Origin of the sequence: Nocardia farcinica, assembly GCF_001182745.1 — a bacterium.
In the GTDB taxonomy this organism is placed as follows: Bacteria; Actinomycetota; Actinomycetes; order Mycobacteriales; family Mycobacteriaceae; genus Nocardia; species Nocardia farcinica.
The window spans coordinates 458,655-481,653 of the sequence record NZ_LN868938.1; the positions used below are offsets into that span (position 1 = coordinate 458,655).

General features: G+C 71.9%; 25 protein-coding genes and 1 pseudogene. 9 read left to right on the forward strand and 17 right to left on the reverse strand.

All coding sequences use genetic code 11. The features are described 5' to 3' along the window. From AMO33_RS02410 to AMO33_RS02425, 4 genes are all read right to left on the reverse strand, one after another. A complete protein-coding gene (locus AMO33_RS02410) occupies positions 1–534 on the reverse strand; it encodes an SRPBCC family protein (RefSeq protein WP_060590191.1) in 534 nt (177 codons plus the stop codon). After that, on the reverse strand, positions 531–869 hold the full coding sequence (locus tag AMO33_RS02415) for an ArsR/SmtB family transcription factor (protein ID WP_011210083.1): 339 nt from the start codon (positions 867–869) through the stop codon (positions 531–533). Before AMO33_RS02415 ends, AMO33_RS02410 begins: the two co-directional genes overlap by 4 nt. A 57-nt stretch (positions 870–926) precedes the next feature. Further along, positions 927–1,514: an Rv1733c family protein gene (locus AMO33_RS02420; RefSeq protein WP_060590193.1), complete on the reverse strand. Its 588-nt coding sequence runs from the start codon at positions 1,512–1,514 to the stop codon at positions 927–929. Between the two features lie 263 nt (positions 1,515–1,777). Next, on the reverse strand, positions 1,778–2,920 hold the full coding sequence (locus tag AMO33_RS02425) for an acyl-CoA dehydrogenase family protein (RefSeq protein WP_060590195.1): 1,143 nt from the start codon (positions 2,918–2,920) through the stop codon (positions 1,778–1,780). 100 nt (positions 2,921–3,020) lie between these two features. Here AMO33_RS02425 and AMO33_RS02430 point away from each other — a divergent pair, with 100 nt between their 5' ends. Continuing rightward, positions 3,021–3,605 carry a TetR/AcrR family transcriptional regulator gene (locus AMO33_RS02430; protein ID WP_060590197.1) on the forward strand — a complete coding sequence of 195 codons (585 nt, stop codon included), beginning with the start codon at positions 3,021–3,023 and terminating at the stop codon, positions 3,603–3,605. 12 nt (positions 3,606–3,617) lie between these two features. Here the strand turns inward: AMO33_RS02430 and AMO33_RS02435 are convergent, their stop codons facing one another. Beyond that, positions 3,618–5,033 carry a glutamate decarboxylase gene (locus tag AMO33_RS02435; RefSeq protein ID WP_060590199.1) on the reverse strand — a complete coding sequence of 472 codons (1,416 nt, stop codon included), beginning with the start codon at positions 5,031–5,033 and terminating at the stop codon, positions 3,618–3,620. Between the two features lie 329 nt (positions 5,034–5,362). Here AMO33_RS02435 and AMO33_RS02440 point away from each other — a divergent pair. Beyond that, positions 5,363–6,960, forward strand: a pseudogene (locus AMO33_RS02440) (ABC-F family ATP-binding cassette domain-containing protein). A 12-nt stretch (positions 6,961–6,972) separates the two neighbouring features. Here the strand turns inward: AMO33_RS02440 and AMO33_RS02445 are convergent. The 7 genes from AMO33_RS02445 to AMO33_RS02475 form a co-directional block, all read right to left on the reverse strand. Next, on the reverse strand, positions 6,973–8,394 hold the full coding sequence (locus AMO33_RS02445; protein ID WP_011210071.1) for a rifampin monooxygenase Rox: 1,422 nt from the start codon (positions 8,392–8,394) through the stop codon (positions 6,973–6,975). A 206-nt stretch (positions 8,395–8,600) separates the two neighbouring features. After that, a complete protein-coding gene (locus AMO33_RS02450) occupies positions 8,601–8,933 on the reverse strand; it encodes a hypothetical protein (RefSeq protein ID WP_240327385.1) in 333 nt (110 codons plus the stop codon). Positions 8,934–9,008: 75 nt separating this feature from the next. Continuing rightward, positions 9,009–9,350 carry a DUF3140 domain-containing protein gene (locus AMO33_RS02455; RefSeq protein ID WP_011210069.1) on the reverse strand — a complete coding sequence of 114 codons (342 nt, stop codon included), beginning with the start codon at positions 9,348–9,350 and terminating at the stop codon, positions 9,009–9,011. Between the two features lie 76 nt (positions 9,351–9,426). Continuing rightward, a complete protein-coding gene (locus AMO33_RS02460; protein WP_011210068.1) occupies positions 9,427–9,714 on the reverse strand; it encodes a hypothetical protein in 288 nt (95 codons plus the stop codon). Positions 9,715–9,824: 110 nt separating this feature from the next. Next, positions 9,825–10,379 carry a hypothetical protein gene (locus tag AMO33_RS02465; protein WP_060593252.1) on the reverse strand — a complete coding sequence of 185 codons (555 nt, stop codon included), beginning with the start codon at positions 10,377–10,379 and terminating at the stop codon, positions 9,825–9,827. A 5-nt stretch (positions 10,380–10,384) separates the two neighbouring features. After that, entirely contained in the window at positions 10,385–10,660 is a 276-nt protein-coding gene (locus AMO33_RS02470) for a helix-turn-helix transcriptional regulator (RefSeq protein ID WP_011210066.1), read from the reverse strand. Positions 10,661–10,728: 68 nt separating this feature from the next. Then, a complete protein-coding gene (locus AMO33_RS02475) occupies positions 10,729–11,460 on the reverse strand; it encodes a GntR family transcriptional regulator (RefSeq protein WP_011210065.1) in 732 nt (243 codons plus the stop codon). Positions 11,461–11,613: 153 nt separating this feature from the next. Here AMO33_RS02475 and AMO33_RS02480 point away from each other — a divergent pair, with 153 nt between their 5' ends. The 7 genes from AMO33_RS02480 to AMO33_RS02510 all read left to right on the forward strand — a co-directional run bounded on the left by AMO33_RS02480 (position 11,614) and on the right by AMO33_RS02510 (position 18,813). Continuing rightward, a complete protein-coding gene (locus AMO33_RS02480) occupies positions 11,614–12,291 on the forward strand; it encodes a phosphonatase-like hydrolase (protein WP_011210064.1) in 678 nt (225 codons plus the stop codon). A 27-nt stretch (positions 12,292–12,318) separates the two neighbouring features. Continuing rightward, positions 12,319–13,284, forward strand: coding sequence for a phosphate/phosphite/phosphonate ABC transporter substrate-binding protein (locus AMO33_RS02485; RefSeq protein ID WP_060590203.1), 966 nt, complete (start codon positions 12,319–12,321; stop codon positions 13,282–13,284). Between the two features lie 5 nt (positions 13,285–13,289). Next, entirely contained in the window at positions 13,290–14,096 is an 807-nt protein-coding gene (gene phnC / locus AMO33_RS02490) for a phosphonate ABC transporter ATP-binding protein (protein WP_373368874.1), read from the forward strand. Next, positions 14,093–15,691, forward strand: a complete 1,599-nt coding sequence (phnE, locus tag AMO33_RS02495) for a phosphonate ABC transporter, permease protein PhnE (protein WP_107103078.1) — start codon at positions 14,093–14,095, stop codon at positions 15,689–15,691. Before phnC ends, phnE begins: the two co-directional genes overlap by 4 nt. Further along, positions 15,667–16,683, forward strand: a complete 1,017-nt coding sequence (locus AMO33_RS02500; RefSeq protein WP_060590205.1) for a zinc-binding dehydrogenase — start codon at positions 15,667–15,669, stop codon at positions 16,681–16,683. Before phnE ends, AMO33_RS02500 begins: the two co-directional genes overlap by 25 nt. Positions 16,684–16,808: 125 nt before the next feature. Further along, complete coding sequence (locus AMO33_RS02505) at positions 16,809–17,930, forward strand: TIGR03364 family FAD-dependent oxidoreductase (RefSeq protein WP_060590207.1); 1,122 nt, start codon at positions 16,809–16,811, stop codon at positions 17,928–17,930. A 70-nt stretch (positions 17,931–18,000) separates the two neighbouring features. Continuing rightward, complete coding sequence (locus AMO33_RS02510; protein ID WP_060590209.1) at positions 18,001–18,813, forward strand: IclR family transcriptional regulator domain-containing protein; 813 nt, start codon at positions 18,001–18,003, stop codon at positions 18,811–18,813. A 60-nt stretch (positions 18,814–18,873) separates the two neighbouring features. On the opposite strand, the gene AMO33_RS02515 is transcribed toward AMO33_RS02510, so the two are convergent. The 5 genes from AMO33_RS02515 to AMO33_RS02535 form a co-directional block, all read right to left on the reverse strand. Then, positions 18,874–19,680 (reverse strand): alpha/beta fold hydrolase, encoded by an 807-nt coding sequence (locus AMO33_RS02515; RefSeq protein ID WP_060590211.1) that lies wholly within the window; start codon positions 19,678–19,680, stop codon positions 18,874–18,876. Positions 19,681–19,682: 2 nt separating this feature from the next. Then, a complete protein-coding gene (gene catC / locus AMO33_RS02520) occupies positions 19,683–19,967 on the reverse strand; it encodes a muconolactone Delta-isomerase (protein ID WP_011210056.1) in 285 nt (94 codons plus the stop codon). Positions 19,968–20,030: 63 nt separating this feature from the next. Next, on the reverse strand, positions 20,031–20,888 hold the full coding sequence (catA, locus tag AMO33_RS02525) for a catechol 1,2-dioxygenase (RefSeq protein WP_060590213.1): 858 nt from the start codon (positions 20,886–20,888) through the stop codon (positions 20,031–20,033). 47 nt (positions 20,889–20,935) lie between these two features. After that, positions 20,936–22,039 carry a mandelate racemase/muconate lactonizing enzyme family protein gene (locus AMO33_RS02530; RefSeq protein WP_060590214.1) on the reverse strand — a complete coding sequence of 368 codons (1,104 nt, stop codon included), beginning with the start codon at positions 22,037–22,039 and terminating at the stop codon, positions 20,936–20,938. Continuing rightward, the gene (locus AMO33_RS02535; RefSeq protein WP_011210053.1) at positions 22,036–22,944 is read right to left on the reverse strand and encodes a LysR substrate-binding domain-containing protein; all 909 of its coding nucleotides are present in this window, start codon (positions 22,942–22,944) and stop codon (positions 22,036–22,038) included. Before AMO33_RS02535 ends, AMO33_RS02530 begins: the two co-directional genes overlap by 4 nt. Positions 22,945–22,999 lie beyond the last annotated feature (55 nt).

The following is a 22,999-nucleotide window of genomic DNA, read 5'->3' on the forward strand; positions in this document are numbered from 1 at the left end:
TTACTCCGCGAACCGGCGCTCGTACTCCTCCCGGAGCCGGGCGTGCTTGGGCCAGAACGCTTCCGGTTCCCGTCCCGCCAGCCGTGCGGTCAGCAGGTCGAGGTGGCTGTGCCAGCCGCCGGAGACGCTGAGCAGCGCCGAGCGGTCGGGCAACTTGGTGTGGGTGACCTCGAGCCGCACCTGATCGCCGGCAGGCTCGAGCGCGAAGGTCACCTCCGAACTCTCGTCGCCCCAGGTGTAGCGCAGCAGTCGCGGCGGCTCGCAGGCCAGGATCACGCCGCGGATCCGGTGTTCGGCCGCGTACTCGTCGGGCGCGGGATCGTCGGCGGTGGAAAGCTCGGAGTTACGGAAGATCAGCTCCACCGGGCCGCCGTCGGTCAGCTCCATCGCACCGTCGGCCAGCCACGATCGCCGCAGCTCGGCCTCGGTCAGGTAGCGCCAGACGCGCTCGATCGGGCCGGGCAGCAGGCGTTCGAGCCGCACCGTGCGCGGTTCGACCAGGGTGCCGTACTCGGAGATCTGGGGTGTGGTCATGCGTCGTCCTCGTTTCGCAGCAGGGTTTCCAGGCGGTCGAGCCGCTCGGTCCAGAAGCGCTCGTAATAGCGCATCCACTCGGCGCCGTCCCGGAGCGGCCGGGCGTCGAGGCGGCAGACATGAACCCGGCCGTGCACGGTGCGCCGCACCAGTCCCGCGCGCTCGAGCACCTGGATGTGCTTGGAAGCGCCCGCCAGCGTGATCGCATACGGCTCGGCCAGCTCGCCGACGCTGCGTTCGCCGTCGTCGGCCAGCCGTCGCAGCATCGCGCGCCGGGTCGGGTGGGACAGGGCGTGGAACAGGGCGTCCAGCGTCTCGGTGTCATGTTCAACCACATGGTTGAGTATGCACGCGCGCGGCGCAATGTTCAACCGATCGGCTGAATGTTCTGGTCAGGGATGCCGGCCCGCCGCCACCCGGGCCCACTCGGTGGCCCAGCGGTCCAGCTGGCCGGCCCGGATGCGGTGGGTCACCGCGTAGACGAGCACACCGGACACGCTGGTGACGCTCGCCCAGACCAACAGGCCGAGCAGGATCGAATCCAGCAGGATCGCCGAGCTCCCCAGCGGTGGCTGCGCCGGTCGGGCGTCGCCGTCCACCCAGATCTCGATCGTTTCGCCGCGTTGGTAACCGGCCGGGACGAAGACCTCGGCCCGGTGCGTCGCGCCGTGTTCGGACCAGCGCACCGGGGTGAGCGGCCTGCCGTCGAAGCCGTTGGGGATCGCGGCGGGTTGCTCGAGCGTCGCCTGCACCGGATGCAGGCGGGCGGCCGCTTCGGTGGCCGAGACGGTGGCGGCCTGGTGCGCATGGGCGGCCACGGTGGCCGCGACGGGAATCATCAGCGCGGCCAGCAGCAGCCCACAGCACACCAGCCACGCGATCGCCCGATCGCTGCGACGCAGCAGCGGGTGGGCGCGCCAGGGCCGCAGGTTCCAGCATCGGGCCAGCGGTCCGGGCGAGGTGCGCGAGTGGGTGTCCATGGGTCCGTTCTCGGCCGGGGGTGGAAATTCTCCTCTCCACCGATGATTCCCAGGCCGGGACGGGGACGCAAACTTCCCCCGCGTGATGGTGGTCGCTCGATCGTCACGAGGCGTGGACCAGCAGCACATCACCCTGTCCGCCCCGCCGCACGGGTGCGGCCGCGCTCGAGCGCGAGGTGCGGCACGACGCGCCCATCATGCCGATCGGGTGCCCGAGGGCGATGGCGCCGCCGGCGATGCTCCCGCGCTCGTCGAACTTCCGGTCAGCGGGTGGCGAGTGAGCGGGCGATCACCAGACGCTGGATCTGGTTGGTGCCTTCGAAGATCTGGGTGATCTTGGCCTCGCGCATGAACCGTTCGACGCGGAAGTCGCGGGTGTAGCCGTAGCCGCCGAACACCTGCACGGCGTCGGTGGTGACCTTCATGGCGGCATCGGTGGCCACCAGTTTGGCCACGGAGGCCTGGCGGGAGTAGGGGAGTCCGGCGTCGCGCCGGCGGGCGGCGTCGAGGTAGGTGGCGCGGGCCGAATCGACGGCGGCGGCCATGTCGGCGAGCAGGAAGCCCAGGCCCTGATGGTCGATGATCTTGCGGCCGAAGGCGGTCCGTTCCTGCGCGTAGGCGACCGCTTCGTCCAGGGCGGCCTGTGCCAGGCCGACGGCCACGGCCGCGATACCGAGGCGACCGGAATCCAAGGCGCTGAAGGCGATCTGCAGGCCCTGGCCCTCCGCGCCGATGCGGCGCTCGGCGGGCAGGAAGGCGTTGTCGTAGTGCGCGGAGGTGGTGGGCACCGCGGTGAGTCCCATCTTCTCCTCCGGCTTGCCGAAGGACAGCCCCTCGGTGTCCTTGTCGACCAGGAAGCAGGAGACGCCGCGCGCCCCCTCGCCGGTGCGCGCGAACAGGGTGTAGAAGTCGGCGACCCCGCCGTGGGTGATCCACGCCTTGGTGCCGTCGATCCGGTACCCGCCCTCGGCCGCCGTGGCCTTGCACGCCAGCGCCGCGGCATCCGAACCGGCCTGCGGCTCGGACAGGCTGTAGGCGCCGATGGTGCTGCCGCTCAACATCTCCGGCAGCCAGCGCTGCCGCTGCTCGTCGGTGCCGAACGCCAGCAGCGGGTGACAGGACAGGCTGTGCACGCTGACCGCCACCGCGACCGCCGCCCACCGCGCGGCGAGTTCCTCGAGCACCTGCAGGTACACCTCGTACGGCTGGCCCCCGCCGCCCCACTCGACCGGGTAGGGCAGGCTCAACAGCCCCGCCTCGCCCAGCGTCGCGAACACCCCGGCCGGATAGGTCTCGGTCTTCTCGCACTCGTCGACCTGCGGAGCGAGGACCTTGTCGGCGATGTCGCGGGTGAGCTGGATCAGCTCGCGCGCCTCCTCGGTGGGCAGCAGACGGTCGACGGCCACGATCTCTCCTCGGTGGGCAACGGGAAACAGTACTGGATTACCAATCACAGTACTATTCGCGCGACAGTACTGCAAGGCGCTCTCCAGTACCATCGACCCCATGTCAGGGCTCACCACCGCGGGTTTCGCGACCAGACGTCGCACCCAGCTGTTCGACGCGCTGGTCGACCTGTTCCTCGCCGAGGGCTTCGCCCACCTCACCCTCGACGAGATCGCCCGGCGGCTGCGCTGCTCCAAGTCGACCCTCTACACCCTCGCCGACAGCAAGGAACAGCTGGTCAAGGCCGCGACCGTGCACTTCTTCCGGCGCGCAACCGACGACGTCGAGTCCCGCATCCGGGACATCGACAGCGCCCGTGAGCAGATCACCGCCTACCTGTCCGCGGTCGGCACCACCCTGGCCGGCGCATCGGAACGGTTCATGGCCGACCTGGACACCTTTGCCCCCGCTCGTGAGGTCTACGAGCGCAACACCAGGATCGCGGCCCGCCGCGTCCGCGAACTCGTCGACGACGGCGTCGCGCGCGGCGAGTTCCGCGACGTGCACGCCGCCTTCGCCGCCGACCTCGTGGCCACCATGATGGTCCGCATCCAGCAGGGTGGGGTCCGGGCGAGCACCGGCCTCGACGACGCCCACGCCTACCGCGAACTCGCCGCCATCCTCACCGCGGGCATCAGCGCCTGAATCCCGGCCGGGTCAGTGGCCCCTCGGGGCCTGGGCGCCGTGGGCGAAGGTGGCGGTGTCCGGGCCGTGCTGGGGCCGGTCCTGGGCGCGCAGGCGGGGGAGGACGGCGGCCAGGGCGTCGAGCAGCATGTCGGCCAGGTCGTGGCTGAATCCGTTGCGGACCACGATGCGCAGGACGGCCAGGTCCTCGCGGTCGGCGGGAAAGGTGTAGGCGGGCACCAGCCAACCCTGTTCGCGCAACGCGGCGGAGACGTCGAACACCGAGTAGCCGGTTTCGCCCTCGGCGAGGGTGAACGCGAAGACCGGCAGCTGGCGGCCGTCGGTGAGCAACCGGAACGCGCCCAGGGCGGCGATCCGGTCGGCGAGGCGGGTCGCCACGTCGCGGCAGTACTGCTGGACCCGCGTGTAGCCGCTGCGACCCAGCCGCAGGAAGGTGTAGTACTGGGCGACGACCTGCGCGCCGGGGCGGGAGAAGTTCAGCGCGAAGGTGGGCATCTGGCCGCCGAGGTAGTTGACCCGGAAGATGAGATCCTCCGGCAACGCCGCGGCGTCGCGCCACACCACCCAGCCCACCCCGGGGTACACCAGCCCGTACTTGTGCCCGGAGGTGTTGACGGAGGCGACCCGCGGCAACCGGAAGTCCCACACCAGATCCGGGTCGCAGAACGGTGCGACCATCGCGCCGGAGGCGCCGTCGACGTGCACCGGGATGTCCCAGCCGCGCTGCCGTTCCAGCTCGTCGAGCGCGGCGCAGATCTCGGCGACCGGTTCGTAACTGCCGTCGAAGGTCGAGCCGAGCACCGCGACCACGCCGATGGTGTTCTCGTCGCAGTGCGGCAGCGCCGCCTCCGCGGTCAGGTGGAAGCGGTCGCCTGCCATCGGCACCAGCCTGGCTTCCACATCCCAGTAGTCGGCGAACTTCTCCCAGCAGACCTGAACATTGGCTCCCATCACCAGATTCGGGCGCTCGGTGGACAACCCGGCCGCCCGGCGCCGGTGCTGCCAGCGCCGTTTCAACGCCAGCCCGGCCAGCATGCACGCCTCGCTGGAACCGGTGGTCGAACAGCCGGTGGCGTGGGCGGGATCGGCGGCGTGCCAGAGGTCGGCGAGCATGCGCACACAGCGCTGCTCGAGGTCGGCGGTGCGCGGGTATTCGTCCTTGTCGATCATGTTCTTGTCGAAGCACTCCGCCATGAGCACCCGCGCGCTCGGCTCCATCCACGTGGTGACGAAGGTGGCCAGGTTCAGCCGGGCGTTGCCGTCGAGCATCAACTCGTCGTGCACCACCTGGTAGGCGATATCGGCGTCGAGTTCGCCCGCGGGTAGCCGATCCCGCGGCACCGACACCGGTTCGCGAGTGAAGACGGGATTGACGGCCACCTCGCTCGGCCCGGGATCCTGCGGAAAGGAGGGGTGCGACAAAGGCATGGCGACTCCTGATCGGCTCCGGCATTCCACACCGCTGACGTGTCGCTCGACCGTACCCCGGTGCCGCGCGGAACCACGGCAGGTCGGGCGGGTCGGCGCCGGATACCGGAAAATCCCGTTGCCGCGCCTCGGCCGAGCGATACAGTCGGGCGCGTGTTCACAGGCACCGCGATGACGAGGCCCTGGTCGCTCCGCTGACGGCGGCGACCCGATACCTCGATTCCCCTCAGCCGCCGTCCGGGTAGTCCCGCCGGGCGGTCTTCCGCTGTCCCGGCTCCTTCTCGAGCTGCGGAGTTCCAGTGTCTGCTTCCTCCACGGGCCGTTGCGGCCTGTCCACCTCCGATGCCCCTACCGCCACCGGCGACCCGCTACCGGCCGGCGCGGGCGCGCACCTGCGAGCCACCTCGATCCACGTCACCCTCGGGGCGCGGACCGTGCTGGCCGACGTGTCGGTCACCGTGTCCGCGCGCTCCCGGCTGGCCGTGGTCGGTGAGAACGGGCGCGGCAAGAGCACGCTGCTGCACGTGCTCGCCGGGCTGCGCGCGCCCGACAGCGGAACCGTCACCCGGGCCGGCACCGTCGGTGTCGCCCGGCAGGCGATCCCGTTCCGCGCGGGCCAGACCGTGGGCGATCTCGTCGCCGAGACCATCGCCCCGGCGCAGCGGGTGCCGACGATGCCTACGGCGCGGCGCTGGATGCCGCGACCCGGCTGGACGCCTGGGACGCGGAGCGACGCGTCGACATCGCCCTGGCCGCGCTGCGCGCCTGCACCGACCGGGCGCGGCCACTGGCGACACTGTCGGTGGGACAACGCCATCGGGTCCGGCTCGGCTGCCTGCTCGGCGCCGCCCACGACATCCTGCTGCTGGACGAGCCGACCAACCACCTGGACCGCGACGGCCTGGATTTCCTCACCGAACGCCTGCGCGCCCATCCCGGCGGGTTCGCCGTCGTCAGCCACGATCGGGCACTGCTGCGCGCGGTCGCCGAGGAATTCCTCGACCTCGACCCGAGCCGGGACGGGCGGCCGCAATTGTTCGCCGGCGGCTACGCCGGGTGGCAGGAGGGTCGCCGCCGCGCCCGCGAGCGCTGGGAACACGACCACGAGGAACAACTCGCCGAGCGGGCGCGGCTGCGCGAGGCCGTCGCCGGTGCGCGCGAGCGGCTGAGCACCGGGTGGCGGCCCGACAAAGGCCACGGCAAGCATCAGCGGCAGTCCCGCGCGCCCGGCGTGGTGCAGGCGCTGCGGCGCCGCGAGGCCGAACTGGACGCCCATGTCGTCACCGTGCCCGAACCGCCGCTGCGCCTGCGGTTCCCGGAACTGCCCGCCCGCGCGGGCACTCCGCTGCTGCGGGCCGACGAGGTCGCGGTCGCGGGGCGGACGGCCCGGCCGGTCACGCTCGCGCTCGCGGCGGGGGAGCGGTTGCTGGTGACCGGACGTAACGGCGCAGGCAAATCGACCCTGCTGGCCGTGCTCGCCGGCGAGCTGGCGCCGACCACCGGCGACGTCCGGCATCACGCGACGGCGCGGGTGGCGCTGGTCGGTCAGGAAGTGCCGGACTGGGATCCCGAGCCGACCGCGCAGGAGTTCTACGAGCGCCACGTGCGCGGTCTCGAGCTGAACGACGGCATCGCGCCCTTGCCGCTGGCCGCGACCGGTCTGCTCGAGAAAGGCGCACGGCACACCCCGGTCGGGCGGTTGTCGCAGGGGCAACAGCGTCGGCTCCACCTGGCCGTGCGGCTCGCCGCCCGGCCCAACGTGCTGCTGTTCGACGAGCCGACCAACCACCTGTCGGCGGCGCTGGTGGACGAGCTGACCGCCGCGCTGCGCGAGACCGCGGCGGCGGTGGTGGTGGCGACCCACGATCGGCAGCTGCTCGCCGATCTGGCGCGGTGGCCGCACCTTCGGCTCCCCGCGGACGGGTAGGCGCTTCCGCGGTCAGGTGGCGGCGCCGAACCAGCGGGGCAGGTGGGCGAGCAGATCGTCCTGGTCCTCGCCCACCCACGCGACGTGCCCGTCCGGGCGCAGCAGCGCCGCCGGGACGTCGAGCGCCGCGCCCGGGTCGGCGAGGTGGTCGACGCGGTCGGACCAGCCCGATACCGACAGCCGTCCGGTCCGGTCGAGCAGCAGCCCGCGGCCGCCGCGCATCCGCTCGTAGAGGCGGCCTTCGGTGAGCGGGATGTCGCGCAGCCGTCGACCGACCAGGTCGTGGCCGTCGCCGAGGTCGTAGCGGACGGCGATCGCGGTGATCTTCTCGATCAGGTGCCGGTTCACGTCGGGGAACTCGACCAGCTCCGCCATCAGTCTGCGCACCGCGCGCGGGCCGGGGTCGAGGGAGAGCAGCGTCATCTGGGCGCGGGTGTTGTCCAGCACCTCGGCGGCGACCGGATGGCGTTCGTCGTGGTAGCTGTCCAGCAGGTCCGGCGGCGCCCAGCCGCCGATCGCGGCGGCGAGCTTCCAGCCGAGGTTGAAGGCGTCCTGGATGCCCAGATTGAGGCCCTGGCCGCCGGTCGGCGGATGGATGTGGGCGGCGTCGCCCGCCAGCAGCACCCGCCCGGTGCGGTAGCGCTCGGCGAGCCGGGTGGCGTCGCCGAAGCGGGACAGCCAGCGCGGGGAGTGCACGCCGAAATCGGTGCCCGCCGTCGCGTGCAGGCATCGCTTCAGCTCGTCGAGGGTGGGTGCGGCGCGGTCCGCGGACAGGCCCTGCGCGGGCACGATCAGCCGGAAGAACCCGTCGCCGGCCGGGACGGCCCCGAATCGCAGTTGGGTCTTGCGCACCTCGGCGACCACCGCGGTCAGTGTCTCGACCGGCACGTCGATCCGCACGTCGGCCAGCAACGTCTCGACCCGGGTGGGTTCGCCGGGGAAGTCGACCCCGAGCAGACGGCGCACGGTCGAGCGTCCGCCGTCGCAGCCGACCAGGTACCGGGCGCGCAACCGCGTGCCGTCGGCCAGCTCGGCGGTCACCCCGTCCGCGTCCTGATCCAACCCGGCCACTTCGCAGCCGCGGCGGATCTCGGCGCCGAGTTCGGTGGCGTGCTCGGTGAGCAGGCGCTCGGTGACGACCTGGGGAATCGCGAGCACGTAGGAGTGCGCGGTGTCCAGGTCGGCGGGCCATTCGGCGGCCAGCCCGGCGAAGAACCCGCCGACCCGGAACTGCTCGCCGTGCGCGAGGAACCGCTCCAGCAGCCCGCGCTGGTCCATCACCTCGATGCTGCGCGCGTGCAGGCCCCGACTGCGGGAGTGCTGGTTCGGGGTGGGCTCCTTCTCCAGTACCACCGTGCGCACACCGTGCAGGCGCAGTTCGCCGGCCAGCATCAAGCCGGTCGGTCCGCCACCCGCGATGATCACATCGATCACGTCAGTCGTCCCATTTCACTCGAGGGTTTTCCGGCCGGCGACCGGTGCGCGGGTACGCGACCGGCCGGTCCTTCTGTGCCGGCGTCGGCCGCACAGTGTGCAGCACGACGGGGGCCTTGCCGCAAGGCCCCCCGTGCGCGTTATGGTGAAAGGGGAACGAACGGACGGGGTTCCGGATGTCGGGGTTCCGGATGTCGCTGCTCGGGTCAGCGCGTCTCCGGCTCGATGATCGTGTACCGGTCGGGCATCACCAGGCAGTACAGGCCACCGGTCTCGTTGGTGAGGCAGTAGACCGGCCGCGTCGCGTCGGAATTACCCGACTCGCGCTGCTCACCGACCTTCTGCACGGTGATTCGATGGGGGTCCTTCGCCGGCTGCTGCACGGTGTTCTCGTCCCACGGGTGCCAGGCGAGCAGGCCGCCGCCGAGACCGGCGACGACGATCGCGGCCGCCAGCATGCCGTGGCCGCGGGGTCGGGCCGGACCGGTGTCCGGCGACGGGGAAGAGACCTGCGGTGCAACGAAATCCGGGTCAGCCATGCGCCCCATCCAACCCGATCCGGCCCGTGCCGGGAAGGTCGATCCGGGACCCGCTCGGCGCTGTTCAGCGCGTGTTCACCCGCGTTGCAGCGGATCGTGGCCCAGTGACATCAAGCGTCGCCGCCACTCGTCGGAGCCGGCGCGGGGCTCGCCGTCGTCCTCGGCGCCGCGCGCGGCGGTGATCTCGTCGACGGCGCGGCGCATCACCTCGATGTCGTCGGCGCTCAGATCGGTGCGGCGTTTGCCGAGCACCGCCAGGATGCGCCGACCCAGCTCGGGCCCGGCGTGGTCCGGTTCGGTCTCGCTGCGCGGGCCCGCGCCCTCGGTGCGCAGCCAGTCGCCCAGTTGCCGGGAGGACATGTTGACCAGCCGGTGGAACTCGTCCCACAGTGCCTGATCCACCTCGGTCTCGGCCACGATGTGCACCCTTTCGTCTCGATCGTGCTCCGGCTCGTGTCGGCTACCCGAGCGGGAGCCGGGCAAACGAGACCGGTCACGGCCGTGGATCGATCCGCTGCCAGCCGCGCCGCTCGGAGCGGGTCGCCGCGGTGCACCGGCGGCACAGCACGACCCGCCGGTCCCCGGTGTCGGCCAGCCACAGCGCCTCACCCCAGGGCACGTGGGGGAAGCGCGCGAGCCGCGCTCGCGACAGCGGCACGCCACAGACCGTCTGGTTGGTGCCGGGGAGCCAGGCGTGGGTGTCGCCGCTCGGGTAGCGGATGCCGTCGTCGCCGGTCCACCGGCTGGACGCGGCGACCGCGGGCTGCGGGGAGCGGGGCATGTCGACGGCATGCCCGCGTCCGCGGGGGCTGAAACGCGGCAGCGGAAGTCTCGCGGACCGCGTCGATCCGTGCCGAGGCAGTCGTTCCGATGCCATGCCGCGCGGTGCGCTCAGCGCACGGCGCCGGCGATTCCGGAGTCCTCGGGGTCCGGGTCGGGGCGGTTCCACGCCAGGATCATCGCGGGCGAGCACCCGCCGATCAGCAGGGCGGTGACGATCCACAGCCCGCAGGCGTAGCCGAAGCCGGGATTCGTCTCGTTCAACGAGCTCGCCACGATGAGGACGAACGCGGGCAGCATCGCCAATGTCTGGGTGATGGTGAGCCCGATCGAGCGGGCGCTGTCGCGCTCGGCGATCTCCCGCTCGTCCAGCGCGTCGCGGGGAGCGTCGCTCTGCCTGCTCGAGACCACCTGCAGGATCGTCCAGGTCGGCAGGAAGAGCACACAGGCCACCAGCCACAGCAGCGGTCCGATCGTCATGGACGCCAGGCAGATGGCGCCGATCGCGATCAGTGCCGCGAACTCGACGGCCAGCGCGATCACGAGCGCGCGCCTGCGCGTCCTGGTGCGCCAGCCCGGCAACCAGCGGCCGGTGATCGCCTCGTTCTGCAGGAATCTCCTGGTGCGGTAGGCCTGATAGTTCTCGAGCAGGTTGGTCGCGGACATGCCGATCACCTTCCTCGGTTCTCACGGCCGTAGATCTCGGCCGACAGCGGCGTGAACTCGGTGCGGGAGAAGACCGCTTCCACCGGCAGGCCGAACACCTCGCAGATGCGCAGCGCCAGATCCAGGCTCGGATAGTGGTCGCCGCGCTCGAGCGCGCCCACCGTCTGCGGGTTCACCTCGATGAGTTCGGCCAGCGCGGCGCGGCTGAGCGACCGTTCGGCGCGCAGTACCGCGATGCGGTTGTAGATCGGGCGGGTTTCCCCCCGTCGCACTGGGCTCATATATCGAAGTGTTGTAAAAACACAACGATGTGTCAAGCCGACCGATCAGGTGCGGCGTGGTTACCGGATCAGTGGTCGCGCGTCTGGACGGCGGTGAAGGTCATCCGGTCACCGCGGTAGAGGGAGCGGCGGTGCTCGATCGGAACGCCGTCGGGATCGTAGGAGACGCGGTTGAGCAGGAACATCGGAGTGCGAGCGTCGGCGGTGAGCAGCGCGGCCTCGCGGGCGTCGGGCAGCGTCGTCTCGATGGTGTCCACCGCCCGGTCGAAAACGATGCCGCGGCGGCGGATCTCGGCGTACAGCGAGGCGGTGTGGTCGAAGGTCTCGACCAGTTCCGGGTACCGGTAGGCGGGCAGCCGGGTGGTCTCGAGGCCGACGCGCAGGTCGTCGGTGGTCAGCACGCGCTCGAGCTGGATCACCGGATCGCCCTCGGCGATGTGCAGGTCGCCGGCCAGCGCCGGGTCGGCGGTCAGCCGGGTCCAGCCGACGAGGATGCGCCCGGCCCGATGTCCTTGCGCCAGTGCGGCTTCGGTGTAGGAGCCCAACGCCAGTGGCTGGACGAACTTCGGCCCGGCGACGACGGTGGCGCGGCCGCGCCGCTGGATGCGCCCGGCCAGCAGGAGTTCGCGCAGGGCCTGGCGGACGGTCTCGCGCGCCACGTCGAAGCGCAGGGCGAGCTCGCGTTCGGAGGGTACCGGGTCACCCTCGTCGAGTTCGTCGAGGAGTTTGTCCACCTGTGCACGCACGATCTGGTGCTTGAGGACGCGTGGTTCGGCGCGGGCGGTCACTCGACCCAGCATAGCCGGATTTTGGTCTATACCAAGAGTTCACCTGCGGTTCGCTCGACCGTCGACGGATGGTCTATACCAATCGCCATCGTGGGGTGCGGCGCCGGCGGACCCGTGGCCGACCGGCGCCGAACTTCCGTTCACCCCTTACGGACTGGGACTCAGATGACCGATATCGCTCTGGCCGTGCTGGACATGGCCGGCACCACCGTCACCGACGACGGCCTCGTCACGCGCGCCTTCGAGGAAGCCGCCACGGCCGCGGGCCTGCCGCCGGAGGGCGCGGAACGCGAGAACGCGCGCCGCTACGTGCTCGACACCATGGGCCAGTCGAAGATCGCGGTGTTCCGCGCGCTGTTCGCCGACGAGGAGCGCGCCCGGCGCGCCAATGCCGCGTTCGAGGCCGCCTACGCCCGATTCGTCGAGGACGGCGGCGTGCAGGCCCTACCCGGCGCGGCGGAGACGATCGCCGCGCTGCGCGACGGGGGGCTCACCGTCGCCTTGACCACCGGTTTCAGCTCCGCCACCCAGGACCGGATCCTCGACGTCCTGGGCTGGCGCGCCCTCGCCGACTTCGCCCTCGCCCCACCGGATGCCGGTCGCGGCAGGCCCATGCCCGACCTGGTGCTGGCGGCGGTCCTGCGCGCCGGGGTCGACGACGTGCGCCGGGTCGCCGTGGCCGGTGACACCGCCGGTGACATCGAATCCGGCCGCCGCGCCGGCGCCACCATCCTGGCCGGCACGTTGACCGGCGCCCACGACGCGGACACGCTGCGCCGCGCCGGGGCCACCCACGTGCTCGACTCCGTCGCCGAACTGCCCGCCCTGTTGCTGCCCGCCTGAAACCTCTTCCACCGCAAGGAACTTCGCATGAACATCCGCCGCTCCCGCCCGCTCGTCTCGCTGCTGGCCGGATTCGCCCTCGCGCTGTCGGCCTGTTCCGGCTCCGGCGCGGACTCCCGCGCGATCAACGACAGGGGCTTCCCCGAGACCCTGACCCTGGCCGCCATCCCGGCCGAGAACTCGACCGACCTGAAGGCCAGCTACGATCCCGTCATCGCGCTGCTCGAACGCGAGACCGGCGCGAAGATCGACTTCGTGCAGGCGTCCGACTACGCGGGCGTGGTCGAGGGCATCATCGCGGGCAACGTCGACATGGCGTTCTTCGGCCCGTTCGCCTACGTCGTCGCCGGTGTCAACGGCGCGAAGATGACCCCGCTGGGTGCGGTCGTGCAGGAACCCGGGGGCAAGCCCGGCTATCAGTCCTACGGCCTGGCCCGTTCCGACAACGCCGCGATCGAGTCGTTGGCCGACTTCGCGGGCAAGAAGGTGTGTTTCGTCGATCCCAGCTCGACCTCCGGATTCCTCTATCCCACCGCGGGTCTGATCGAGCAGAAGGTCATCGCCTCCGGCGCGGAGGCCGACCTGTCCAAGGGGCTGACGCCGATCTACGCGGGCGGGCACGACGCCTCGGCGCTCTCGATCGCCGCCGGTGACTGCGACGCGGGCTTCGCCTTCGACACCATGGTCGACAAGACCCTCGTCGAGAAGGGCGACCTGGCGCCGGGCCAGTTGAAGACGGTGTGGAAGTCCGAGACCATCGCGGGCTCGGTGTTCGCCGCCGCCGACGCGCTGGGCGCGGAGACCGTCGCGAAACTGCGGACGCTGTTCACCGAGAAGGTGAACGCCGACCACCTGCGCGGCGCCGGCCTGTGCACGGGCGAGTGCCGGATCACCGACGAACGCGCCTGGGGCGTGGTGCCCGCCGCCGACAGCGACTACGACGGTGTGCGGCACGTCTGCGAGGTCACCCGCTCCGACAAGTGCGCGGGCTGAGCGACGTGTCCGCCGATTCCCGCGCCGAGGTGGTGCTGCACGCCGAGGCGGTGACCAAGCGCTTCGGTGCCATCCTGGCGCTCGATGCGGTATCGATTTCCGTGCACCGCAGTGAACTCGTCGTCCTGCTGGGTCTGTCGGGCTCGGGCAAGTCGACGCTGCTGCGTTGCTTCAACGGCCTGCACCCGGTGACCTCCGGTGCGGTGACCGTGGCGGGCACGCGGGTGGACACCGCGCCGCGGGCCACCGTGCGCGCGCTGCGGCGCGACATCGGGTTCGTCTTCCAGCAGTTCAACCTCGTCGGGCGGTTGTCGTGCCTGGACAACGTGCTGCTGGGCGGGCTGGCCCGGCTGCGTCTGCCGCGCTACGGCGCGCTGACCTACCCGAAGCGGATGCGCGCGGAGGCCGTCGCGCACCTCGACCGGGTCGGGCTGGCCGATCTGGCGCACCGGCGCACCGACACGCTCTCGGGTGGGCAGCAGCAGCGGGTGGCGATCGCGCGCACCCTCATGCAACGCCCGAAGCTGGTGCTGGCCGACGAGCCGGTCGCCTCGCTGGATCCGGAGAACGCCGGGGTGGTGATGGATCTGCTGTTCCGGATCTGCTTGGAGGACAACCTGACCGTGGTGTGCACGCTGCACCAGGTGGACCTGGCGCTGGGCTGGGCGCACCGGGTGATCGGATTGCGGGACGGCCGCAAGGTGTTCGACCGGCCCGCCGCCGGGCTGTCCCGCGACGAGGTCATGGCGATCTACCAGCGGGCCGAGGTCACCCGGTCGGCGCCCGCCGGACTGGCCGCGGGGGCGCTGTGACCGCGACGCTCACCACACCGGGGCCCGTCCTGCCCGGCTCGCCGCCGCGGGCCGAGCGGGTGCGGGCGGTGCTGCTGCGGCTGCTCGGGGTGGGCGGTCTCGTGCTGACCCTGATCTCGGCCTGGTCGATCGATTTCGCCCCGGCCACCCTGCTGGACGGTCTCGACGACATGGCCGCGCTGCTCGAGCGGATGCTGCCGCCGCGACTGGACGATCCGCCGCGGATCTGGGCGCTCGCGGTGGAGACGCTGCTGATGGCGGTGCTTGGCACCGTGCTGGCGGCACTGGCCTCGATGCCGTTGGCGTTCCTGGCGGCACGCAACACCACCCCGCACCCGGCGGTGGCGGCGATCGCGCGCGGGATCATCACCTTCTGCCGGGCCATGCCGGACCTGTTGTTCGCGGCGTTGCTGGTGCGCGCGCTCGGCATCGGTGTGCTGCCCGGCATTCTCGCGCTGGCGCTGCACTCCATCGGCATGCTCGGCAAGCTGTTCGCCGACGCGATCGAGCAGACCGATCCCGGCCCGCGCGAGGCCGCCCGGGCGGCGGGCGCCGGGTACCTGCGCGAGATGATCCACGCCGTGGTGCCGCAGACGGTCCCGTCCTGGATCGGCACGTTCGTCTATCGCGTCGACATCAACCTGCGGATCTCGGTGGTGCTCGGCTTCGTCGGCGCGGGCGGCATCGGTTTCGCGCTGCAGGATTCGTTGCGCGGGCTGGCCTATCCCCGCGCGCTGGGCATCGTGGCGGTGATCCTGGCGATCATCGCGGCGATGGAGGTGTTCGCGATCCTCGCGCGGCGGGTGCTGCTGAGTCCGGAGTCTCTCGGACCCCGGGCCGCCAGGGCGGCCCGCACGGCCTTCGGCGCGATCGCCGTGGCGGCCACGGTGGCCGCGCTGGTGGTGCTCGACGTCGATCCGGTGGAACTGCTGACCTGGCCTACCGCCGCCGTCGAGGTGTTCGGGCGGCTGCTGCCGCCGGATTTCGCCGCGCTGGGCCCGCAGTTGCTCGAGGCGGCCTGGCAGACGGTCGCGATCGCCGTGGTGGCGACCGCGATCGGGGCGGTGCTGTCGGTGCCCGTCGGAATCCTCGCCGCCCGCACGGTGACTCCGCATCCGGCGGTGTACTGGGCGGCGCGGGCCTGGATCCTGGTCGTGCGCGCGATCCCGGAGCTGATCCTGGCCGTGATCTTCGTCGCCGCACTGGGCCTCGGGCCGATCGCGGGTACCTGCGCGCTGGCCATCGGCTCGGTCGGGCTGCTCGGCAAACTCGTCGCCGACGCCGTCGAGGAGATCGACACGGGCCCGCTCGAGGCGGTCCGCGCGCTCGGCGGCGGCTGGTGGAAGACGTTGGTGGCGGCGGTGATTCCGCAGGCGGTGCCCGCGCTGGTTGGTTCGACGCTCTACCTGCTCGACGTGAACATCCGCACCTCCACGATCCTGGGGATCGTGGGCGCGGGCGGGATCGGTTACCTGTTGTTCGAGTCGATCCGCACGCTCGAGTTCGGCGTCGCCGGCGCGATCGTGCTCGTCGTCTTCGCGCTCGTCTACTTCATCGAAAGGCTCTCCGGATGGATTCGCTCCCAGGTGGTGTGACGCGCGCGGCGGTGTGGACCGGTGCCGGGGTCGCGGTCCGCGACGTGCCGGTGCCGCGCCTGGCGCCGGGCCAATCGCTGGTACGGGTCCGCCTCGCCACGGTGTGCGGCAGCGACCTGCACACCGTCGCGGGCCGGCGTGCGGCACCGTGCCCGTCGGTGCTCGGGCACGAGGCGGTCGGCGAGATCGTGGCCACCACGCCGCGGGCCGGGCACGGCGCGCCGGGACAGCGCGTCGTGTGGTCGGTGACGGCGGCGTGCGGGCGGTGCGCGCGGTGCCGCGCGGGCCGCACCGCCAAATGCCTGTCCGTGCGCAAGGTCGGGCACGAGGCCTTCGACGGCGACTGGCCGCTGTCGGGCTCCTACGCCCGCCATCTCGTCCTGCCCGCGGGCGTGCGCACGGTGGCGGTGCCCGACGCGGTGCCCGACGCGGTGGCGGCCCCGGCCGCCTGCGCGACCGCCACGGTGATGGCCGCGCTGGAGGCGGCCGGTGACCTGGCCGGGCGGCGGGTGCTCGTCTACGGGGCGGGCATGCTCGGGTTGACCGCCGCCGCGGCCTGCGCGTACCGGGGCGCGCACGTCGCGGTACGCGACGTCGTCGCCGCGCGGGCGGCGTTGGCGGCGGGCTTCGGCGGCGGGGCCGACGACGGCCTGCCGGTGGACGCCGCGTTCGACTTCTCCGGCTCGTCCGCCGCCATCGCCGATGCGCTCACCCGGTTGGACATCGGCGGGGCGCTGGTGCTGGCCGGTTCGGTGGCGCCCGGTCCGCCGGTCCCGCTGGACGCGGAGCGGGTGGTGCGCCGCTGGTTGCGCATCGCGGGCGTGCACAACTACGAGCCGCGGCACCTGACCGACGCCGTCGACTTCCTCGCGGCGACGGTGGGCACCTACCCCTGGCATGAACTGGTCGCCGAGCCGCTGCCGCTCGACGACATCGCCGCCGCCCTGACCGGTCCGCCCGCCGGACGGACCCGCTGCGCCGTCGCACCCTGACCCAAGCCGAGCAGGTTGCCGCTCAACGCCGCCACCGATGCCGCGGTACTGGTCTATACCAATTGTTCACGTGCCGTTCGCGGCGGGGACGCGCATAGGTCTAGACCATTCGGCATCCTGGCGTCATGCGAGTAACGATCATCGGTGGCGGCATTCTCGGCACCGCGCACGCGCTGGCCGCGGTGCGCCGCGGACACGAGGTGGTGCAGCTGGAACGGGAACCGGAAGCGCGCGGCGCGACCGTGCGGAACTTCGGTCTGGTGTGGGTGTCGGGTCGTGCCGAGCACGAACTCGCGTCGACCCTGCGTTCCCGGGAGCTGTGGGAGGAACTGGGCGGCAAGGTGCCCGGCATCGGATTCCGTGCCAACGGCTCGATCACGCTGGTGCGCACCCCCGAGGAACTGGCCGTCGCCGAAGCCGCCGCGGCGGGGGCCTCCGCGGACGCGCGCGGGTTCCGCCTGCTCGAGCCGGAACAGGTCCGCGCGCTCAACCCCGCGTTGCGCGGCACGTATCTGGCCGGCCTGCACTGCGCGACCGACGCCGCGGTGGAATCCCGCCAGGCGCTGCCCGCGTTGCGCGCCTACCTCACCGGCACCGGGCGCTACACCTTCCACCCCGCCACCGAGGCCAGGTCCGTGGCCGGCTCATCGGCCACGGTTCTCGACGACCACGGCCGCGTCCACGCGGGTGATCTGGTGCTGGTCTGCCCCGGCGCCACGCATTCCGGGCTGGTCCGCGAACTGGTCGGCGAGATCCCCGTGCGCCGCGTGCGCCTGCAGATGATGCAGACCGCGCCGCTGGGGGAGCCGCTGACCACCTCGATCGCCGACGGCGACAGCTTCCGCTACTACCCGGGTTTCGCCGGGCCCGCGGTCGAAGCGCTCGAGCGGGAGCAGTCCCAGGCCGCCACCGCCGCCGAGCACAAGATGCAGCTGCTGTGCGTGCAGCGCCTGCACGGCGGGCTCACCATCGGCGACACCCACGAATACACCGAGCCGTTCGCCTTCGACGTCGACGAGGCGCCCTACGAACACCTCACCGCGGTCACCGAGGAACTGCTCGGCCGCACCCTGCCGCCGGTGGTACGGCGCTGGGCCGGGGTGTACAGCCAGAGTGTCGACCCGGCGGCGATCGTCACGCGGGCGCGCGCCGATGAGCACGTGTGGGTGATCACCGGGCCGGGCGGTCGCGGCATGACCCTCGGACCCGCGCTCGGCGAGGAGACCGCCGAACTGCTCGGGCTCTGACCACCGATATCGCGCACACCTGGGCGTATCGTGAACGCCGGTCGGGGAATCGGCGGCGAGAGGATGCGGGATGGTGGCAGCACAGGACGGCGAACGGGGCGCGCACCACGTGCAGTCGCTGGATCGCGGTCTGGCCGTCATCCGCGCCTTCGACGCCGAGCATCCCGAGCTGACGCTGTCGGAGGTGGCCCGGCGGACCGGTCTGGCCAGGGCGGCGGCGCGCCGATTCCTGCTCACCCTGGCCGATCTCGGTTACGTGCGCACCGACGGCAAGAACTTCGCGCTGACGGCGCGGGTGCTCGAGCTCGGCTACGCCTACCTGTCGAGCATGGGTCTGCCGGACGTGGCGCAGCCGCACCTCGAGCAGCTCTCGCGCACGGTGGCGGAGTCGTCGTCGGTCTCGGTGCTCGACGGCGCCGACATCGTCTACGTGGCACGGGTGGCCGTCTCGCGGATCATGACGGTCCGCATCGACATCGGCACCCGCTTCCCCGCCTACGCCACGTCGATGGGTCACGTGTTGCTGGCCGGGCTGACCCCCGACGAACTCGACGCCTATCTGGCCGCGACCACGTTGGCGCCGCGCACCCCGCACACCACGGTGTCGGAGGCGGCGTTGCGTGCGGAACTGGACGCCGTTCGCGCGCAAGGGTATTCGCTGGTCGACCAGGAACTCGAGGAGGGGCTGCGCTCGGTCGCCGCCCCGATCCGCGACCGCGCGGGCACGGTGATCGCCGCGGTGAACATCTCCACCCAGGCGACCCGGCACAGCGTCGCCTCGATCCGGGCGGATCTGGTTCCGCCGCTGCTGGCGGCGGCCGCGCGGATCGAGCAGGATCTGCGCAACACGAACGGCCCCGCCCGAGGTCGGGGCGGGGCCTGAGCCCGGGCGGGCGGTAGCCGGGCCGGGTCGGGATGTGGCGGCGCGGCGCCGGTGATGGGGCTATCCGACGCGGGTGAGCGAGTCCAGGAACGCGGCGAGGGCGTCGTCGAACGCCTCGGGCCGCTCCATGTTCGGCGTGTGTCCGGCCTCGTCGATCACGGTCAGGTGGGCGTCCGGGATGGTCGCGGCGAGATCGGCGCCGAGCACGCCCCGGTCGAACTGGTCCTCGGCACCGACGATCACGAGGGCCGGCACGTCGAGTGTGCGCGCGACGCCGGTGTAGTCGCGCCGCTCGGCGCGCCCGCGCAGCGCGGCGGCGGCCCCCGCCGGATCGGCCGCGCGCATCATCGTGCGGGCCCGCTCGGCCACCGCGGGCCGCTGCGCGACGGTGCGCGGACTCAGTACCAGCGGCAGGAATTCCTCGGCGTAGTCCGCCACGCCGTCGGCCGCCAGCCGATCCGCCAACGCGAACCGGGATGCCTTGACCTCGGCGCTGTCGAGACCGGCGAACGTGTCCGACAGCACCAGCGCGCGCACCCGTCCGGGGTGGGCGGCGACGAAATCCAGCGCCACCTGCCCGCCCATCGAATACCCGGTCAGCACAACGGTGTCCACGTCGCACGCGGCCAGCACGGCGGCCAGCGCGGCGCTGTGCGCGCCCATCGGCACCGTCGCCGAGGTCGCGGTGCTCGCCCCGAACCCCACCATGTCGACCGTGATCACCCGGTATCCGCGTGCGGTGAACCGGGCGACCTGCGGCGCCCACATCCGCTTGTCGAAGAGGAAACCGTGCACGAACACCAGGGCCGGGCCGGTCCCGTCGTCGGTGTAGCCCACCGGACCGGCGGGCGTGCGCAGCACCGCCACCCTCAGACCCCCGCGACCTTGGACGGATGGGTGGCCAGCGGGGTGACGTGGATGTCCATGTAGGGGAACAGCGGCAGCCCCGAGAGCAGTTCGTGCAGTTCGTCGTTGGACTCGACGTCGAAGATCGAGAAGTTGGAGTACTCACCCACGATGCGCCACAGCTGCGGCCATTTCCCGGCCCGTTGCAACTCCTGGCTGTAGGCCTTCTCCCGCGCCACGATCTCGGCGCGGGTGTCGGCGGGCAGGTCGTGGGGGATGCGGACATCCATCCGCACATGGAACAGCATGGGTGAGTACTCCTCTGGGCAGGGCGCGGCCCGGCATCCGCGCCGCTGACGGTCGGTGAACGGTTACGGCTGCGCGGGGTCGAGCACGAACCCGTAGTCGATGGTCTGCTCGCCATCGGCGGCCGGCCGCGGGTCCAGGATCAGCTCCGGCTTCACCGCCGAGGCGATGTCGTCGTCGTTGTGCTCGTCGTCGGGGAAATACAGCTGCGCCGTGAGGGTTTCGTGTCCGGGCGCGCTCACCTTGACGTGCAGGTGGGCCGGGCGCCAGGCGTGCCAGTTGGCGGCGGCGATGAGCTTGCCGCAGGCGCCGTCGGTGGGGATCTGGTACGGCGCCGGGCGGATCGTGCGGATCTCGAAGCCGCCCTCGTCGTCGGCGACGAAGGTGCCGCGCAGGTTCCACTCCGGGATGCCGGGCGCGAACTGTGAGTAGAGGCCGTCGCTGTCGGCGTGCCAGAGCTCGATCCGGGCGCCGGGCAGCGGGCTGCCGTCCACCGAGGTGACCCGGCCCGTCCACACCAGCGGGGTGCCGTCCTCGTTCTCGCGCATCGGAATGGTCGCCTTCGCGCCCAGTTCCGGCGCGCCCGGGACGTAGTACGGGCCCTCGATGGTGCCCTTGTTGCCGCGACGGTGCGAGGTCGCGACGTCCTCGACCACGTGCTCGACCCACACGTCGAGGAACAGCGGCCATTCGCCGGTCTCGCCGACATCGATCAGCCACGCCTTGAGCGCGTTGTACTCGGCGTAGGTGACACGGTGCTTGCGGATGGTCTCGTGCACCGCCGAGAGCACCTCGCGGGCCAGCAGATCCACCCGCTCGGGCGGGGTGTCGGCGACCACGGCCTTGTCGTTCTTGAAGCGGTCGGTGGCGCTGGCGCCGGAATCGGCGGCGGTGGGCGCCGGTGCGGGATGCACGGTGGTCATCGGTGACTCCTCGTATCTCTCGGGCTGTGGGTATGTCCGGGCTGTGGTCAGCGGTCTTGGCGGTAGCGGGCGAGCTTGTCGGGGTCGATCTCGGCGCCGTGGCCCGCGCCGGGTCGCACGGTGAGCTCGCCGCCGCGGATGTCGAGCGGTTCGGTGAGCAGGTCGTCGCTCACGTCGAGGAAGTTGGACAGTTCCGCGGCACGACGGGAGGTCAGCGGGAAGGCGGCGCCGAAGGCGACCGTGCACAGCGAGCCGATCTGGCCGTCGATCTGGTTGCCCATCACCACTTCCAGGCCGAGGCCCTCGGCCAGGTGGTGTACGCGCTGGGAGCCGGTGAAGCCGGTGCGGGCGATCTTGATGCTGATCGCCGTGGCGGATCCGGCCAGGACCTCGCGGGTGACGTCGGCGGGGGTGGGCACCGACTCGTCGGCGATGAACGGCACGTCCAGCTGCGAGACCAGCCAGCGGCGGCCGAGTACGTCGTCGGCGGGGCACAACTCTTCGGCGAACAGCAGTCCCAGATCGGCCATCTCGCGCATGGCTCGCGCCGATTCGGAGGCCGTCCAGCCGCGGTTGCCGTCGACGTAGAGCTCGACCTCCTCACCGAGGCCCTCGCGCAGCGCGCGCACCACCGCGAGGTCGAGGCCGATCGGCCTGCGCCCCACCTTCACCTTGAAGGTGGTGATGCCGTGCCGTTCGCGCATGCGCTGCGCCTCGGCCACCATCGCGGCGGGGTCGTCGAAACCGAGCATGTGCGAGACGCGCAGCCGGTCGGTGTAGCCGCCGAGCAGCTCGGTCACCTGCACGTCGAGGGTGCGGCCGAGCGCGTCCCAGATGGCCATGTCCAGCGCGGCCTTGGCGGCCGGGTTGCCGACGGTGCGGGCCAGGCGGGCGGCCACCGTCTCCCGTTGCAGCAGCGTCAGTCCGACGACCTGCGGCGCGAAGAGCTTGCGGATCACCGCGACGATGCTGTCCTGGGTCTCGCCGTAGGTGAACGGACGCGGCGGCGCCTCGGCGACACCGACGACGCCGTCGTCGGTGTGCACCCGGACCAGCACGTGCTCGGCGGTGTGCACCTCCCCGGAGGCGAACCGGAGCGGCTTGCGGTAGGGGATGGCGAACGGGATCGCCTCGACCCTGGTGATTTTCATCGATCGACCTCGACGGGTGGTAGGGGGTCGGGGAGCTCGGCGGCGAGCACTCCGAGCACGGAACGGACGAGTTCGGAATCGCTGTCGCGGCGCCAGGCCAACGCCAGTTCGACCGACTCGGCATCGGGCAGGTCGCGGAACACCACCCCGGTGAGCGCGAGCGCGCGCGCCGAGGCAGGCACCACGGCGATGCCGAGCCCACCGGCCACCAGCGCGAGCAGGACGCCGGTGCTGACGCCCTCGAGCGCGGTGCGCGGGGTGTACCCGGCGGCTCGGGCGCTGCGCAGCACCGCGGCGTTGACGATGGATTCGCGGTTGGCGTAGAGCAGGAAGTCCTCGTCGCGCAGGTCCGCCATCGCTACCGCGGGTTCGTGGGCGAGCCGGTGGTCGGCGGGCACGGCCAGCACCAGCGGTTCGATCTCGAGGGTGCGCAGGCCGAGGCCGTCGCCGATCACCGGCGGGCGCAGGATGCCCAGATCCAGATCGCCGGTGCGCAGGCGCTCGCACTGGTCGGCGGTGAGCAGGTCGGAGTGGACCTCGAGCACCACGCCCGGCAGTTCGCGCCGCAGGGCCCGCGCGATGCCGGGCAGGTGCGAGAGGGTCGCGGTGCTGGTGAAGCCCAGCCGGACCTGGCCGAGCCTGCCCGCGGCGATCCGGCGCACCCCGCGCACGCTGTCGTCCAGCGTGTCGAGCACCCGCCGGGCCTCGCCCAGCAGGAACTCGCCCGCGGGGGTGAGTGCGACCTGTCGGGTGGTGCGGGTGAGCAGCGCCGCGCCGAGTTCGGCCTCGAGCTGGCGGATGGCTTGCGACAGCGCGGGCTGGGCCATGTGCAGGCGTTCGGCCGCGCGGCCGAAGTGCCGCGTCTCGGCGACGGCCGCGAAGTAGCGCAGATGGCGAAGCTCCATCGGGGCCTCCTTCCGTCCTACCGAGACTGCGGCTGTGTCCTGAGTCACGGTAGAG

What these genes read in the sequence shown, in the direction of transcription:
- AMO33_RS02410 (WP_060590191.1), bottom strand. Translation starts at nt 534, where the DNA reads ATGACCACACCCCAGATCTCCGAGTACGGCACCCTGGTCGAACCGCGC.
- AMO33_RS02420 (WP_060590193.1), bottom strand. Translation starts at nt 1,514, where the DNA reads ATGGACACCCACTCGCGCACCTCGCCCGGACCGCTGGCCCGATGCTGG.
- AMO33_RS02430 (WP_060590197.1), top strand. Translation starts at nt 3,021, where the DNA reads ATGTCAGGGCTCACCACCGCGGGTTTCGCGACCAGACGTCGCACCCAG.
- AMO33_RS02435 (WP_060590199.1), bottom strand. Translation starts at nt 5,033, where the DNA reads ATGCCTTTGTCGCACCCCTCCTTTCCGCAGGATCCCGGGCCGAGCGAG.
- AMO33_RS02450 (WP_240327385.1), bottom strand. Translation starts at nt 8,933, where the DNA reads ATGGCTGACCCGGATTTCGTTGCACCGCAGGTCTCTTCCCCGTCGCCG.
- AMO33_RS02460 (WP_011210068.1), bottom strand. Translation starts at nt 9,714, where the DNA reads ATGCCCCGCTCCCCGCAGCCCGCGGTCGCCGCGTCCAGCCGGTGGACC.
- AMO33_RS02465 (WP_060593252.1), bottom strand. Translation starts at nt 10,379, where the DNA reads ATGTCCGCGACCAACCTGCTCGAGAACTATCAGGCCTACCGCACCAGG.
- AMO33_RS02470 (WP_011210066.1), bottom strand. Translation starts at nt 10,660, where the DNA reads ATGAGCCCAGTGCGACGGGGGGAAACCCGCCCGATCTACAACCGCATC.
- AMO33_RS02475 (WP_011210065.1), bottom strand. Translation starts at nt 11,460, where the DNA reads ATGCTGGGTCGAGTGACCGCCCGCGCCGAACCACGCGTCCTCAAGCAC.
- AMO33_RS02480 (WP_011210064.1), top strand. Translation starts at nt 11,614, where the DNA reads ATGACCGATATCGCTCTGGCCGTGCTGGACATGGCCGGCACCACCGTC.
- AMO33_RS02485 (WP_060590203.1), top strand. Translation starts at nt 12,319, where the DNA reads ATGAACATCCGCCGCTCCCGCCCGCTCGTCTCGCTGCTGGCCGGATTC.
- AMO33_RS02500 (WP_060590205.1), top strand. Translation starts at nt 15,667, where the DNA reads ATGGATTCGCTCCCAGGTGGTGTGACGCGCGCGGCGGTGTGGACCGGT.
- AMO33_RS02505 (WP_060590207.1), top strand. Translation starts at nt 16,809, where the DNA reads ATGCGAGTAACGATCATCGGTGGCGGCATTCTCGGCACCGCGCACGCG.
- AMO33_RS02510 (WP_060590209.1), top strand. Translation starts at nt 18,001, where the DNA reads ATGGTGGCAGCACAGGACGGCGAACGGGGCGCGCACCACGTGCAGTCG.
- catC (WP_011210056.1), bottom strand. Translation starts at nt 19,967, where the DNA reads ATGCTGTTCCATGTGCGGATGGATGTCCGCATCCCCCACGACCTGCCC.
- catA (WP_060590213.1), bottom strand. Translation starts at nt 20,888, where the DNA reads ATGACCACCGTGCATCCCGCACCGGCGCCCACCGCCGCCGATTCCGGC.
- AMO33_RS02530 (WP_060590214.1), bottom strand. Translation starts at nt 22,039, where the DNA reads ATGAAAATCACCAGGGTCGAGGCGATCCCGTTCGCCATCCCCTACCGC.
- AMO33_RS02535 (WP_011210053.1), bottom strand. Translation starts at nt 22,944, where the DNA reads ATGGAGCTTCGCCATCTGCGCTACTTCGCGGCCGTCGCCGAGACGCGG.